Source organism: Pantoea sp. USMM079, from assembly GCF_037153115.1.
Lineage (GTDB): Bacteria > Pseudomonadota > Gammaproteobacteria > Enterobacterales > Enterobacteriaceae > Pantoea > Pantoea communis.
Genome location: NZ_JBBCKX010000017.1, coordinates 1 through 14,729 on the forward strand (window position 1 = coordinate 1; position 14,729 = coordinate 14,729).

A 14,729-nucleotide genomic window follows, 5' to 3' on the forward strand; every position below is an offset into this window, starting at 1 on the left:
TTGAGAAGATGCAGAACGGCCTGTTTTTTAAATTCCGGTGAATGCTTACGACTGCTCATTGTAGTTCCCCCTACTCGTTGGAATGGTGTCCAACTTTCGGGGTTCACTTCACATTCGGAGCCGCTAATCGTCCTTAAGATTGTAGACCTTGGGGACATCATACCTTCCTGCAACGGCTACGAACCTCATTGGCCATCTGATAATCTCCTTGTCTACTTCGTTACAAAACCACAATGTACCGATTGTTAGAAGATAAGTCGCGTAAGGGGTATTATTCCTACAAACGCTATACGCTAGAAGTTATTGTGCGTGAAAAAGATTGGACGATAACGCATTTCCTATATAAGTGATGGGGTTTTAAATGATTGAAATTGTCAGCGGTGCCAGAATTTTGAGGCTTTCACCTTTCGAAAGGGAAAATACGCCTGATACGCCAGAGTACGACTGGATCAACACCTATATTGAATACCAACTCCCTGAGTTAAAAACACAATTTCAAGCATCGTTTACAGCAGGAGAACTGGCGGATTTAAAAAGTGATCTCAGCGTCATGTATCAATGCTTACTCGACGAAACTGACCATCAAGATATTGTGTTCGAGAGCATGGAAAACCAACTGAATATTCATTTTATTAATATTCGCCATGGTTCTGTCGCTTTGGAACTAACTTTGCGACCTGAGAACTCAGCTGAAAGCGTGATAGTTAAAGATTCGTTTGGAATTGACCAAAGTTATTTTCCCGCACTGTTATCCGGTTTGGATGAAATGATTCATTGGGGAAAATAAGGTTATTTGCAAATTGAGTACATATATATCGGTAGTGTGAATGCGCATTGGCGCTGTTAGATTGACGTGCTGCATTATTGTTCACTGAAGCCATCTTCAATCCCTTCGAAACACCCCCCATTCTTACTATCAGTTGTCGTCATTTACCTGTTATGGGAACCGAGATGAAAACCCCATCGCGGATACAGTTAGGGTGTAGACAGCAAAGTCACTAGCTGATCCCAAAATTTGGGAAAGGCGACTTGCTGGTTAAAAACCATTCAACTTAATTCACTGAAAAACAGAATAATTGGCATCATTGAGTTGTGGTTTAACAAGAATGCTAATAATTATCATTTCTATTAATTTTAAGTTACTTGTCGATGAACTCTGCTCATACTTCTCAGCATCGGGGCGCGGCTCAAGCCGTCTTCGCTCAACAGGCTTCTTCTGTATTTACCTCTTTTGTCTCAACGGCCTCAGTACCCCGGCTTAATTCTCACTGGCTAATGGCCTCTGCACTGATGGCGAGCGTTTTCGCGCCTTCACAGGCATTAGCAAACATGGTGGGTGACAGCCAACTCGATCTCACCGCACGCACGCTGTACTACAACAATGACACGCGGGGCGAAGCCAAAAATCAGCCGACCGGCGAGCAGCTGGGGCAGGGATTCATTCTCAATGGCCGCTCAGGCTATACCGATGGCCCTGTTGGGCTGGGTGCGGATGCGATCGGCATGCTCGGACTCAAGCTCTCCGGACGGGATGGATATAACACGGCAACCGGATTGTTTCCGCAGCACAGCGATAACAGTGCACCGGGTAGTTTCGCTTCAGCGCGTTTTGCATTGAAGGCCAAGGTGAGCAAGACCGAGGCAAAAGCGGGCTTTCAGTCATTGAACCTGCCGGTGATAAAAACCAATGATGGCAGGCTGCTGCCGTCGCTTTACCGTGGCTATACGCTGCATTCAACCGATGTTGAAAACCTGGTTCTGGATGCCGGATTTATCGATCGTGTTCAAGGGCGAAACCAAACTCACTACCAGCCGTTAAAGGCCACCGGCAAAGCGAGCGGATTCAGTTCTGGATTAACCTATGCTGGTGGCCGCTACACGCCAGTCAAAGCGCTGGAACTCAGCTATTACTTCGCGCAACTAAATGACTTCTACCAACAGAATTTTGTGGGTGTGACGAAGACGTTACCAATCGGCCCCGGCATGCTGAAAGCAGATCTGCGCTATTTCAGCAGCCGTGGTAATGGAAATGAGTATGGGGGAAGTGTCGATAACAATGCCTACGGAGGGATAGTCTCCTGGTCAGCGTGGGGCAATACTTTGGGGTTAGGTTATCAGCAACTGACGGGGTCGAGCGGTTTTCCTTACCTCGATCCAGGTCAGACGGTGGACGGTGTCTCAACCGATACGTCCGGAGGCTCGACGGGGTTGATCAGTGAGTCACCGCTCTCGAAGTTCAAGACCGCCCATGAGCGTGCACTGGTGGTGCGTTACAGTGCAAAACTCGATGCGCTGGGCTTACCAGGCCTTAGTTTTAACAGTAGCTATGTGTCAGGCAGTCATGCGCGTGCGTCCAGCACCAGCGGTAACCAGAATGAGTGGGTGCGTACGTTGGGTTTAAGTTACCAACTCCCGGAACGCGTGGCGAAAGGGGTCACTGTGGCGTGGAAAAATGTGACTTATCGTACCAACATTACCGGTACGCGTAGCCAGGATCAGAATATGCTGGTCGTGAATTGGAAGTTTGGCTTGCTGTAATTTTTTCGAACCCATACGCAGCCTTTACCTATGAGCGTCGAGTGAATGACAGGCAACTTTTAGGTTGCCTGAGTTTTTAGGTTTCGGTGCAACACTTTTACTCTAATCAGATCTCGCAGATTGCTTCGTCAGCTCTAAAAGAGTAATCCGTCGATTATTATCGGACGATTTATTTAATACTCCGCCTCTCACTTTGGTACTCTTCATTGCTGAAATTGAGCCATGGAGCGAATGATGAGTAACGATTCCGGAGTCATTATAGCGGTGTCACCTGTGCAGATGGCCGCAGTGATGTCTGGCAAGACCGTCAGCGAGGGCGAGACGCTCAGTAACCGGATATATGGAGGCCTTGGCTTACTTGGTGCCGGTGACTTAATAACATTCTGACCGCATTTCTGGAGCCATGACATGGACAGAATCAATATCAGTGCACTTGATGATCTTATTGCTATCTATTTCGGTCAGGATTATGACCTGTTCGACGACAGTGAAGAGATTGAGCCAAAAATCGATGCTTTCCTGGCTGCATCACATAAAGGTATGCAACATGCAGTCATCGATGACATCGATCTGTTCCTGCATGAGTGTGACGACGTCGAGGAAGATTTTCGGGCACACTATCATCGCTCGTTCGTGCCGGAAAATTGGGGCACAACGCCGGCTAAATTTCTGAGTATTGTTAAAACCCGAATTCAAATCGCCTTGCAAGAGATGGATAATCGCTGAGCTTAGCGAGTCGTACTACTATCACAAGGGAGTGTTTATATGTTTGGTAAATATCAATGCCAGACAAAAGTATGTGTAAAGTGTCCAAAGTTTTAGAGCAAAAAATTTAGTCAAAATCTCCCCTCATAAAAACCGTCACCCCCTGCGAATAAACTCTGTCAGCGCTCTCAGCGCGGGTGGCACCAGCCGATGGCCTGGATAATAGAGACAGAGCGCCCCCAGATTGACATGCCAGTCCGGCAGCAATCGCACCAGCCTTCCAGCCTGCACATCCTCCGCAATATGTCGTTCCGACAAACAGGCAATCCCTAATCCGGCTAGCGCCGCTTTGTGCATTGACGCTAAATCGCTGGCGGCAAAACGGGGTTCACCCTGCAATTTGTAGGATTGCTGCTGATGGCTCAACTCCCAGCGATAAAGACTGCCGTCGGACATGCGCATACACAAGGTTGCGTGTTCGCTGAGTTGCTCTGGCTGCGTGGGTGCCTGGACACGATCAAGATAATCCGGCGCAGCGACCACAATCATCCGCAAATCTGGCGTCAGCTTGACCGCAATCATATCGGCGGGAATGTCTTCCGCCAGACGAATTCCGGCATCAAATCCCTCGGCCACAACATCCACCCGTTCTCTCTGGCTGCAGATATCGACACGGATACGCGGATAGCGCTGCAAAAAGGGGATGAGCACCGACTCGTACCAGAGTGAACAGCTCTCCGGGGGCACATTAAGACGCAGAATACCGGCCGGATCGTGATGCTCGCTGCTGACCTCCTCCGATGCGCTACGAATAATTTCCAATGCTGGTGCGATCTTCTGCATAAAGCGGCGCCCCGCATCCGTCAGCGCCACGCTGCGCGTGGTGCGGTTGAACAGGCGCACGCTTAAACGTTTCTCTAACGCGGCTATGGCGTTGGTGACAGCAGATGGGGACATTTCCAGCTCGCTGGCAGCGGCTTTAAAGGTGCCACGCCGCGCGACAGCCAGCATGACTTCCAGTTCAGTGATACCTGTTCGGCTCATTGATTATTCCGTTTAACGTAATACCCCTTGCAGGGTTTCGCGGATTATTCTCGCGCAAAGGACATGATAATTTTCCTGCTAATTTATCTCAGGAGCAGCGTCATGCACATTATCGAACACATCTACATTAATGGCCGTTTTGTTACCCCTGTCGGCGACGAGTGGCTGGACATTATCAAGCCTGCCGATGGCAGCGTTATTGGCAAAGCGCGTCTGGCAAACGAACAGGATGCCGAACGCGCCATTGCTGCTGCGCATGCAGCGTTTCCCGCTTTTTCCCGCACTTCGGTGACGGAGCGTATCACGCTGCTGGAGCAGATGTATGACGCCGTAAAAAGTTGTGAAGCGGATCTGCACGCCGCCATCCTGGAGGAGTATGGCGCACCCTCATCACGATCGCAGTGGATGGCAAGCTATCCCGCGGATGTCATTCTCCAGGTGATGGAAGAACTGAAAACCTATCCATTTATACAGCAAGCCGGGCGCGCACGTGTTCAGATGCTGCCACTCGGTGTCGCCGGACTCATTACCCCCTGGAATAGCAACGCGGGCTTTATCTGCCATAAGCTGGCGACTGCGCTGGCAGCAGGTTGCACGACAGTGATTAAGCCCAGTGAGTTTAGCCTGTTACAAACCGAGGTGATCACTCAAGTGCTACATCGCGCCGGATTGCCTGATGGCCTGTTCAACATCGTCACCGGACGTGGCGCTCAGGTCGGTGATGCCATCAGCCGCAGTGAAAAGGTGGCAAAAATTTCCTTCACCGGTTCAACCGCCACAGGCAAAGCCATTTTGCGCACGGCCGCCGACACATTCAAACGCGTCACGCTCGAGTTGGGCGGTAAATCACCGACGCTGATCCTGCCGGATGCCGATGCCTCCACCGCAGCAAGACTTGCCGTTCAGGCCGGATTTATCAATAGCGGACAAGCCTGTATTGCCGGCACGCGAATTCTGGTGCCTGAAGCCCGCAAAGCCGAGTTCGAACGTGCATTGGCGGCAGAAGTTGAGGCACAGCATTCTGGCGATCCCGCCGATGCCAGCACCACCATCGGCCCGATGATCAATGAAAAGCAGTGGCAGCGGGTACAGCACTATATTGGGCTCGGCGAGCAGGAAGGGGCGCGCCTGTTGAGCGGGGGCGCGGGACGACCGGATGGGTTAACTCACGGTTGGTATATCAAGCCCACGCTGTTCAGCGACGTAAACCCGCAGATGCGCATTGCCCGAGAAGAGATCTTTGGGCCGGTGCTCAGCCTCATCAGCTATCGCGATGAAGCTGAAGCGATTGCGATCGCTAACGATACGGAATATGGCCTGTCCGCGCTGGTGATCGGCGCAGATGAGCAGCATGCGCGTGACGTGGGCGAGCAGATTATGGCGGGTCGGGTGATGATCAATACGCTGGCGCACGAACCCCGCGCGCCTTTTGGTGGCTTTGGCCATTCCGGAATCGGTCGGGAAATGGGGCAATGGGGTATCAGTGCCTTTCTGGAACCGCGCGCGGTGACGATTGCTTAAACCGATCAGGATGCGCAGAAATGCGCACCCTGCGATCATCGCGACGGTACAAGCAAGGTCGCCAGCAATGGCGACCTGCATTTACGTCCTTGCCTCTTTGAGCAACTGCTGAATCACGCGTTCCTGCTCCGCATAATTACCTTCACCAAAGGCGGTGTACCGCAACTGACCATGCGCATCGAAAATATAATGTGCGGGCCAGTATTGATTACCAAAGCGATTCCAGATGCTGTAGTTATTGTCCGCTACCACGGTATACGGCAGTTGCCACTGTTTGATCGCGCGGTTCACCGCTTTCTCATCCCGTTCCCACGGATATTCCGGGGTGTGAACGCCGATGACCGCTAATCCCTGAGACTGATACTCGTTGGCCCAGTCACGTACGTGCGGCAAGGTGTGTTGGCAGTTAATACAGTCGTAGGTCCAGAAATCCACCAACACCACTTTGCCTTTTAGCGTCTCAGGGGTAACAGGTGTACCGTTCAGCCATGCAGTGCCGCCTTCCAGCGAGGGCAGCGTACTGCGGGTTTGTGGCATCGCGACGGGTTCGAGGCGAGGTGTCGTTGCGGGCCGAGGTGTCCACTCACTGAGACGCTGCTCCAGATGCTGTGCAAACGCAGGGCCACTCTGTAACTGACCTTGTGTTCCGCTAGCGATCAGCGCGACCGCTGCCAGCATGAATATCCCCGCCACCTGGCGCAAACGTGTAGTGAATGCCAAACCCGGCCGCAATCGTGTGACTAATCCCCGTCCTGCCACGTAAAGCAGTGCCAGCATCAGTGCCGCACCGCTGCCATAGGCTGCCAGCAAAAGGCCAACCGAGACAGGATCCTTCCCCACCACGGCCAGGCTGAGAATCGCACCCAACACCGGCCCGGCGCAGGGTGACCACAACATACCGGTTGCCAACCCCGCTAAAAATGCTGCCGTTAAACCGCGACGGCGATGACTGGCATCATTCATGCGATTACCCAACGCCACAAAGGGTTGGGCAACATGCTGAGCAATGCGCGGTGACAGTAAGGTCAGTGCGGTTACCGCCAGAAAGGCCAGCGCGAACCAACGTCCAGCCGCCGTGACACTGGCAACCCAATCACTGGCTACTGTCACCAGCAATGCCACGGCGGTAAACATCACCACCATACCGCTCAACAGTGCCAGCAACTGCCCTTTTTGACCGCGCACGCTGGCAAACACAAACGGAATCACAGGCAAGGTACAAGGGCTGAGTAACGTCAACATGCCTGCAAAGAAAGCAATAATGAAAGACATACGGCCTCCTTAATGGGCGTTAACTGCAGCGGTGATTACACGCACCACGCTATCCGGCTGGCTCAACATCGACACATGGCTTGCCGCGACGACACTCACGTGCGCGTGAATTTTTTTCGCCATCGCTCGCTCAAGATCGGGGTTGATCATGCGATCCTGGCTGCTGACCAAATACCAGCTCGGTTTTTCCCCCCAGGCGGCTTGCGTCACTTTGTCGCCAAAGGCAGCGGCACGGATGGGGCCTTGCGTCACGGCGAGCAGCCGTTGCTGTGTGGGTTTCACATCTGGCGCGAAGTCCTGCGCTACCACATTGGCTGGGAGCGTGAGAAATCCCTGTGCCGTATTGCTGATCCCGGCGCTGCCTGGGGGAGCCGGATAGCTGTCGGCCAGTTCAGCCGTGGATTCCCCCTTATCCGGCGCAAAGGCCGCAACATATACCAGCGCTTTGACTTTATCGTTATTACCGGCTTCGGTGATCACCGTACCGCCCCAGGAGTGACCGACCAGCACCACGTCGCCATGCGCCTGCGCAATGGCGCGTTGCGTGGCGGCAACATCATCTTGCAGGGAGGTGAGCGGCAGCTGTACGGCAATCACTTCATCATGTTTGGCCTGCAGTTGTTCAATGACGCGATTCCAGCTACTTCCATCAGCGAAGGCGCCGTGGACAAGTACCACCGAGTGCAGATTATCGGCCTGCGCGAAGGGGGTAACTGAAAGTGCCAGCAGGGTAGTGGCGAAGAGTTGAGACAATGCTTTCATAGGAACCTCGTGACAGTGGTTAAAAGGCTGCGTGCTTTAGCAGTGCGCTCATTTAACCAGGCTGATGTGTTCACGAAGTGTCTGATACCGCCCGTATTGTCAGTCTGTATGTGTACGGGCGGCGCAGATACAAAAGGCTACAAATCGGTTTGTTGCAGAGTGATGTGTGCGTCGAGCCCGCCTTCAGATCGATTGGATAGATGCAGCGTGCCGGACATCTGACCCACCAACTGCGTGGCAATAGCCAAACCCAATCCAGTGCCGCCGGTGTGTCGATTGCGCGAACTCTCAACGCGATAGAAGGGTTCCAGCACCGCCTGCAGTTCCGCTTCAGGAATGCCCGGTCCGTTATCCAGTACGTGAATCTCTACCCGATCCCCTTGCGGCGCGCTCAGCAGCATGCAAGCCTCGCTACCAAACTTCAACGCGTTATCAATCAGGTTGGTCATGATGCGGCGCAGCGCCTGAGGCCTGACGGCAAAATTATCTCTGCCATGACAGGGCGCGAAACTGACCGCTTTGCCGATGTCCTGATAGTCGCAGGCGATACTGTCGAGGAAGGCGTTGAGACTGACGACCTGCCGCGCTTCCTCCAGCACTTCCGAAGAGCGCGCATAGGCAATGCCTTCCCGCACTAAGCGGCTCATGTTATCGAGATCGCCGAGTAATTTATCGCGCAATTCCGGCTGTTCCGACATCTCCACGCGCAGCTTCATGCGGGTAATTGGCGTTTGCAGATCGTGGGAGATCGCCGCCAGAATCTGGGCTCGCTCTTTTAGATGATCCTGAATGCGCGTCTGCATGGCGTTAAACGCACGCGCCGCCTGTTGCACTTCTTCCGGACCACTCTCTGGCATCAGTTGCGCGCTGTTTGACGCGGGTTTCAGCCCTTCGACGGCCTGGGTGAATCGCATGAAGGGTCGCACCACCTGACGTACCGCCAGCCAGGCACAACACAGCAACAGCAACAGTTCGCCGATTAATACCGCTGGCAGCCAGCGCGCGATGGCGGGCATGCGCGGCCAGAGATCCAGCGTCAGCGGCGCGCCATCGTGGAGTGTCAGATGCACCTGAATATGCTCTCGCGGGCCGGGAATGGCGTGAATGCTCATCTGATAACGTCCGCCGAGACTCTCCTGCAGGGAACGGACCGCATCACGCGCACGCCAGCTGCTGGGATAGGGACCTGGCAAACCCTTCGTTAACTCATAGCGATAGTTACCGCGCTCCAGTTTTGCCAGCCAGCCTGGCCGCTCTGCCGCAGGCAGACGGTCGAGAATGGCGACGCTGGTTGCCACATCATATTCAAGATTGCCGAGCATTACCGTTTTGGCACTGCTCATGCGCTCGATCATCAAGCTCACTAAGGTGGTGGCATTCGCCAGCAACAAGCCACCCAGCACGATAATCAGCAGGCGCGCCAGCAACGATCGCGGCCACAGCTTCATTCATGCGCCTCTTTGATGATCACCGGTGCAGCCAGCACATAACCTTCGCTGCGCACTGTTTTGAGGTAGGCGGGCTCACGCGCATCATCACGCAGGCGCTGACGTAAGCGGCTGACCAGCAGGTCAATGGATCGTTCGAACAGCTCCGCATCGCGGCCCTGGGTCAGATTCAGCAACTGATCGCGGTTTAATACACGCTGCGGATGATCGAGAAACACGCGCAGCAGGCGATATTCGGCCCCACTCAATGCCACGATCACACCTTCTTGATCGATGAGATGTCGCGCAGAGGTATCTAATTGCCAGTCGCCAAACGCGATAATGCGACCGACCTCGGTGATTTGCAGATTAGGCGGCAAGGCGCGGGTGCGGCGCAGAATGGCTTTGATGCGCGCCAGCAGCTCGCGGGCGACAAAGGGTTTGATCAGATAATCATCCGCACCCATCTCCAGGCCAAGAATACGGTCGGTATCCTCGCTGCGCGCGGTGAGCATCAGAATCGGCAAGTTTCGCTGGGGATCGCTGCGCAGCTGACGGCACAGTGTCAGGCCGTCATCGCCTGGCATCATGATATCGAGCACCACCAGGTCGATAGCATTCGCCGATAACATCGCGCGCATCTCCCGTCCATTGGCTGCGCCCATCGCACGATAGCCGGACTTGATGAGGTAATCGGTAATCAGTTCACGGATATCCCGGTCATCATCGACAACCAGGATATGATCAATGTGCTCCAAAACAACCTCCTGTTTTCAACCTACGCAAAAAAGACCGGCATCATGGATACCGGCCCTGAAAAATCATCGTTACAGCGCAGCGGCATCAATCACCGCTTTGACAAAGTCCTGCGGATCTTCCGCTGGTGGATTATGTCCGATGTTGCCGGTGAACGTCCGATGCTCATATTTTCCACTGAATTTGGCGCGATACGCCTGCGGTGCCGGATGTGGCGCACCGTTGTTGTCTCCTTCAATGGTAATCGTTGGCACGCTAATCACCGGCAAGGTGGCTAACTTTTTCTCATAAGCATCATACTTTTGCTCGCCTTTTTCCAGGCCAAGGCGCCAGCGGTAGTTGCTGAGGGTCACCGCTACCTGATCGGGATTATCCAGTGCTTTAGCGCTCACGTTGAAGGTGGTATCACTGAATTTCCAGCCCGGCGAGGCTTGTTGCCAAATCAGTTTGGCAAAATCATGGGTGTTCTTCGCATAGCCTTGCGCGCCGCGTTCAGTGGCGAAATAGAACTGATACCACCACTGCAGTTCCGCCTGCGGTGGTAAAGCCTTTCTGCCAACGTCCTGGCTGCTGATCAGATAACCGCTCACCGAGACCAATGCTTTCACGCGTTCAGGCCAGAGGGCCGCCACAATATCCGCCGTGCGTGCGCCCCAGTCGAAGCCGCTAAACACCGCCTGTTTGATGCCCAGCGCATCCATCAATGCCACCGTGTCGGCAGCCAGCGCCGAAGGCTGGCCATTGCGCGGGGTTTTATCGGAGAGGAAACGCGTACTGCCGTATCCGCGCAGATAAGGCACGATGACGCGATAACCCTTTGCCGCCAGTTGTGGCGCAACGCTGGCATAGCTTTGTATGTCATAAGGCCAGCCATGCAGCAGAATCACGGCCTGTCCATCGCGTGGACCGATATCGACGTAACCGACGTTCAGCACGCCTGCTTTCACCTGATGAATAGTATTGAAAGCGGCAGCGTAATCCGTTTCCGTTGAGGTGGCGGCAAAGGCAGAGGTCGTTGCGGTTAACACCAGTGCAGCCAGCAGCGATTGACGGAAGATTTTTTTCATTATGTTTTCCTCGAATAATCAATGATGTGCAGCTTGCGCAGGCACGATGAAGTGAATGGTTTTGCTATCGATAGGTTTATGTGTGGGATCGGCGAGAATAATCTTCACCTTATGTGGCCCAGCGGGCAGTCCAACCAAAATGATCGGTTCGCCGCTGGTATCCGCCCAGTGCCACGGGTTGCTATCAACGATCACGTGGATATGGCCAATGCGTGGAGTCACCTTTAGCGCTTCGGGACCGAAAACCGGCTCGATGCGCAGGTTTTCAGCGCGATATTGGATGAACACCGCGCCCTTGCGCAGCGGTCCCGCTAACGGCGCGTCCACGATCAATTTCGCCGGAGGCTGTGGATTATCGAGTGGTGCCACGGCGGCAGCGCCCAGCACATCTGCGGCGCCGAGGTCGTTGAGTTTTTCGGCCCAGGCACAGGTCGCCGAAGCGGCCATCAGGAAAGATGAAATCAGGAGTCGGGTTAACATCGGGTTATCTCTACGCAGTTGTTGAGTGCGTACAGAAGAACACGGCAATGTACGTGGGATATGTTCAGAACGGTGGGTTGTGCAACGCGGTGTATAAGTTCGGCAGACAGATACACTGCGATACAAAACGACTATAATTTTTTTGAATTTCTGCTTTTCTTAAAACTCACAAGGATTTCGTGAACATGAAGAAGTTGCTTTACCCCCTATCCATGATCTTAACCGGTGTGGTACTCACACTGGTATCACTTTTCATACTCCTGGCATTTAACAAAGCTATTCCGGCAAGTAAAGAGTATCAACAAGAATGTACAAAGCTGACTGACTCACAGATCAAAACCAGTTTCATCAAGTCATGGTTCAGAACGGCCGCTGAGGGTGAAGGAATGGATTCGATTGGATTGTCCAGCATTCGGTTTGAGACAAACCCAACGTTTTCCGACAACAGTTGGTCTGGTGAACTGAAGGTATTTGGCGAGAAAGGGCATTACTCTGCGCATGTTTATTTAGATTGTTATAACGGTTACTTCGATTATACCGGGCCGTTCGAAATTGAACCCTGATCCTTGTTCGTTTCGCCATCAGGCGAAATCCACTCGGATAACCGTGATTATCGTGAGGTGCGCATAAATGCGCACCGATTATCCTGATTAGCTTTATTGCGGGTGCCGTGCGTCCGTTAAGTGACGGAAGGGCGGTTGCGCATGGTCGCGGTAAGCATCGTCATCACTTATTTTATCCTGCACTACAGCGGGTCGCGTCGACCATATGTAGTTGGCAGATGCCAGGAAGCAAATGCTGTAACCCAATAGCTCTGTACCTTCTTCCGCCATGTTTTTTACCACGCGGTTATAGCCGTCCAGCATAAGATTTTGCCACAGCTGATGCATACCAAATAACCGGGAAAATACCAGCACGATTAATAATCCTGTAGCTGTCATCAGCCAGGTTTTGTGCCCGGTAAATCTGACCAATCCTGAAAGAATGCTTTCTGGCGCTTTCATTGCAGTTGCCAGGCTTGCCAATGCTGTCAGCAGCGCAAAAATGACCCAGCTGCCATGAAATATCATATCGAAGATAAAATCGAGTTCCCTGATTAACATACATGTATAAAAACCGCCGATGAGAATAAGCGCACCGCGTAGTTCAGGACGGCGTGACGCCGAAAAGAAAAATCCACCTGCAATTAAAGCCAGCATCACTTCCTGAGCAAGTTCAGTTATTGATGATTCATGCAAAGCGTTATGCATCCAGTTTACGTCTATATAGATCGACGACATCATCAGGGTTATAAAAATGGCAAAAAATAAAATAGCCGCACATTGGCGGCTCAAAAGTTTAATATGTTCGCGCATGGAAATCTCATCATGATAGTTAGCGCGCTTATTATATTGATTCCTGTGTTATTTCCTTCTCATTTTATGCGTTAGCCGACAGAGATTTTCCCGCCAGATGTGCCTGATAAAGCGTGGCGTAGACACCTTGCTTAGCCATTAACGCGACGTGGCTACCTTCCTCAAGGATCTGCTGATCACCCACCACTACGATGCGGTCAGCATGTTGAATGGTAGAGAGACGGTGAGCGATGATCAGTGAAGTGCGGCCTTGCGAAAGCTCATTCAGTGATTGCTGTATGGATTGCTCGGTGGCCGTGTCCAGCGCCGAGGTGGCCTCATCAAGGATCAAAATAGGGGGATTACGCAGGAACACTCGGGCAATTGATAGTCGCTGCTTTTGACCTCCTGAAAGTTTCACCCCACGTTCACCCACGACAGTATCTAATCCGTCAGGCAGGCTTTGTATCAGACTATCGAGATGGGCACGCTTCGCGGCTTGCCAGATTTCATCTTCACTGGCGTCCAGTTTGCCATACGCAATATTTTCGCGGATGGTGCCGCCAAACAGAAAGACATCCTGTTGCACTATGCCTATTTGATTCCTCAATGCGCGTTGCTGGTAATCACGCACATCAATCCCATCAATACGAATGGCGCCATCCTGTACATCGTAGAATCGTGGGATCAGTGCACAAAGTGTTGTTTTGCCTGCTCCACTTGGCCCTACGAATGCCACGGTCTCCCCGGGTTTGATCGTCAGCGTGATGTCTTTCAGTACTGGTGTGTCGCTATAACCGAAAGTGACATGATCAAAAATGATGTCTCCCTTGAGGGCCGTAACGGCCTGGGCATCGGGTCGATCAACAATATCAGGCAGGGTATCGATCAGATTGGTGAAACGGCGAAACCCCGCGATCCCTTTTGGATAGCTTTCCAGCACCGCAGAGATTTTTTCAACCGGGCGGAAGAAGACCTCGGTGAGCAAAAGAAAACCGACAAAACCGCCATAGCTCAACTCTCCTCGCAGCACATAAGCCGTTCCAGCCACCATGATGACCAACTGGGTTAAGCGCGTTGAGAGGTAGCTTAAGGTCATGCTGGTGGTCATAATCCGGTAAGCGCGCAGTTTGGTCTTTTTGTAGAGCGCGTTGTCTTTGGCGAACAGCCTGGTTTCCTGCTGCTCGTTGGCAAAAGCTTTGACGACGCGAATCCCCCCGATGCTTTCCTCAATGCGGGTATTAAAATTTCCCACCTGATGAAAAAGATTTTGCCATGTTTGCGTCATCTGCCGGCCGTAACGACTCACCAGCCAGACCATGCCGGGCACGAGAACCAGCGTGATCAATGCAAGATTAAGATGCACATTGGCCATCAGAATAAATGCGCCGATAAAGGTCATCACGGCAAGAAACAGATCTTCCGGACCGTGATGGGCTATCTCGCCGACTTCTTCAAGGTCCTTGGTCACATGCGTAATGATATGACCGGTTTTCGTATTATCGTAATAACGCAGCGAAAGGGTTTGCAGGTGTTCAAAAGCTTCCCGACGCATATCCGTTTCAATACCGACGCCTAATGCATGCCCCCAGTAATTCACGATGGCCATAAGGCCAGTGTTAATCAGATAGATGGCTAATAATGCCAATGAGGCAAGAAGGATGAGTTCCCAGTTTTGCGCAGGGAGTAATTTATCAATAAACATCCTGACTGCCATGGGAAAGGAGAGTTCCAGCAACCCGGCGACAATGGCGCAACCAAAGTCCAACAAAAATAGACGTTTGTAGGGAAGGTAGTAATTAAAAAATCGGCGCAACATAGCG

At 52.6% G+C, this 14,729-nt stretch carries 14 protein-coding genes and 1 pseudogene; 6 read left to right on the top strand and 9 right to left on the bottom strand.

The window, feature by feature from the left end; translation table 11 throughout:
* Nucleotides 1–361 precede the first annotated feature (361 nt).
* The 4 genes and pseudogenes from WFP70_RS18760 to WFP70_RS18770 all read left to right on the top strand — a co-directional run bounded on the left by WFP70_RS18760 (nucleotide 362) and on the right by WFP70_RS18770 (nucleotide 3,264).
* A complete protein-coding gene (locus tag WFP70_RS18760) occupies nucleotides 362–787 on the top strand; it encodes a WapI family immunity protein (RefSeq protein ID WP_337024036.1) in 426 nt (141 codons plus the stop codon).
* Nucleotides 788–1,290: 503 nt separating this feature from the next.
* On the top strand, nucleotides 1,291–2,538 hold the full coding sequence (locus WFP70_RS18765; RefSeq protein ID WP_337024037.1) for an OprD family outer membrane porin: 1,248 nt from the start codon (nucleotides 1,291–1,293) through the stop codon (nucleotides 2,536–2,538).
* A 234-nt stretch (nucleotides 2,539–2,772) separates the two neighbouring features.
* Nucleotides 2,773–2,901, top strand: a pseudogene (locus tag WFP70_RS26810) (RNase A-like domain-containing protein); the annotation flags it as partial.
* Between the two features lie 45 nt (nucleotides 2,902–2,946).
* The gene (locus WFP70_RS18770; RefSeq protein WP_337024038.1) at nucleotides 2,947–3,264 is read left to right on the top strand and encodes a contact-dependent growth inhibition system immunity protein; all 318 of its coding nucleotides are present in this window, start codon (nucleotides 2,947–2,949) and stop codon (nucleotides 3,262–3,264) included.
* Nucleotides 3,265–3,399: 135 nt separating this feature from the next.
* On the opposite strand, the gene WFP70_RS18775 is transcribed toward WFP70_RS18770, so the two are convergent.
* The gene (locus WFP70_RS18775; protein ID WP_337024039.1) at nucleotides 3,400–4,287 is read right to left on the bottom strand and encodes a LysR family transcriptional regulator; all 888 of its coding nucleotides are present in this window, start codon (nucleotides 4,285–4,287) and stop codon (nucleotides 3,400–3,402) included.
* A 102-nt stretch (nucleotides 4,288–4,389) separates the two neighbouring features.
* Here WFP70_RS18775 and WFP70_RS18780 point away from each other — a divergent pair, with 102 nt between their 5' ends.
* Nucleotides 4,390–5,808, top strand: coding sequence for an aldehyde dehydrogenase family protein (locus WFP70_RS18780; RefSeq protein ID WP_337024040.1), 1,419 nt, complete (start codon nucleotides 4,390–4,392; stop codon nucleotides 5,806–5,808).
* 81 nt (nucleotides 5,809–5,889) lie between these two features.
* Here WFP70_RS18780 and WFP70_RS18785 read toward each other — a convergent pair whose 3' ends face one another.
* The 6 genes from WFP70_RS18785 to WFP70_RS18810 form a co-directional block, all read right to left on the bottom strand.
* Nucleotides 5,890–7,080: a cytochrome c biogenesis protein/redoxin gene (locus WFP70_RS18785; protein WP_337024041.1), complete on the bottom strand. Its 1,191-nt coding sequence runs from the start codon at nucleotides 7,078–7,080 to the stop codon at nucleotides 5,890–5,892.
* A gap of 9 nt (nucleotides 7,081–7,089) precedes the next feature.
* On the bottom strand, nucleotides 7,090–7,842 hold the full coding sequence (locus WFP70_RS18790; protein ID WP_337024042.1) for an alpha/beta fold hydrolase: 753 nt from the start codon (nucleotides 7,840–7,842) through the stop codon (nucleotides 7,090–7,092).
* A 137-nt stretch (nucleotides 7,843–7,979) separates the two neighbouring features.
* Nucleotides 7,980–9,290 carry an ATP-binding protein gene (locus tag WFP70_RS18795; RefSeq protein WP_337024043.1) on the bottom strand — a complete coding sequence of 437 codons (1,311 nt, stop codon included), beginning with the start codon at nucleotides 9,288–9,290 and terminating at the stop codon, nucleotides 7,980–7,982.
* Nucleotides 9,287–10,027 carry a response regulator gene (locus WFP70_RS18800; RefSeq protein ID WP_337024044.1) on the bottom strand — a complete coding sequence of 247 codons (741 nt, stop codon included), beginning with the start codon at nucleotides 10,025–10,027 and terminating at the stop codon, nucleotides 9,287–9,289. Before WFP70_RS18800 ends, WFP70_RS18795 begins: the two co-directional genes overlap by 4 nt.
* A gap of 69 nt (nucleotides 10,028–10,096) precedes the next feature.
* On the bottom strand, nucleotides 10,097–11,092 hold the full coding sequence (locus WFP70_RS18805; RefSeq protein WP_337024045.1) for an alpha/beta fold hydrolase: 996 nt from the start codon (nucleotides 11,090–11,092) through the stop codon (nucleotides 10,097–10,099).
* 18 nt (nucleotides 11,093–11,110) lie between these two features.
* Nucleotides 11,111–11,572, bottom strand: coding sequence for a DUF6130 family protein (locus WFP70_RS18810; RefSeq protein WP_058962503.1), 462 nt, complete (start codon nucleotides 11,570–11,572; stop codon nucleotides 11,111–11,113).
* Between the two features lie 185 nt (nucleotides 11,573–11,757).
* On the opposite strand from WFP70_RS18810, the gene WFP70_RS18815 reads away from it, so the two are divergent.
* The gene (locus WFP70_RS18815) at nucleotides 11,758–12,135 is read left to right on the top strand and encodes a hypothetical protein (protein ID WP_337024046.1); all 378 of its coding nucleotides are present in this window, start codon (nucleotides 11,758–11,760) and stop codon (nucleotides 12,133–12,135) included.
* Nucleotides 12,136–12,228: 93 nt separating this feature from the next.
* Here WFP70_RS18815 and WFP70_RS18820 read toward each other — a convergent pair whose 3' ends face one another.
* Nucleotides 12,229–12,927, bottom strand: coding sequence for a hypothetical protein (locus WFP70_RS18820; RefSeq protein WP_337024047.1), 699 nt, complete (start codon nucleotides 12,925–12,927; stop codon nucleotides 12,229–12,231).
* A gap of 64 nt (nucleotides 12,928–12,991) precedes the next feature.
* Nucleotides 12,992–14,725 (bottom strand): ABC transporter ATP-binding protein, encoded by a 1,734-nt coding sequence (locus WFP70_RS18825; RefSeq protein WP_337024048.1) that lies wholly within the window; start codon nucleotides 14,723–14,725, stop codon nucleotides 12,992–12,994.
* Nucleotides 14,726–14,729: the final 4 nt, after the last annotated feature.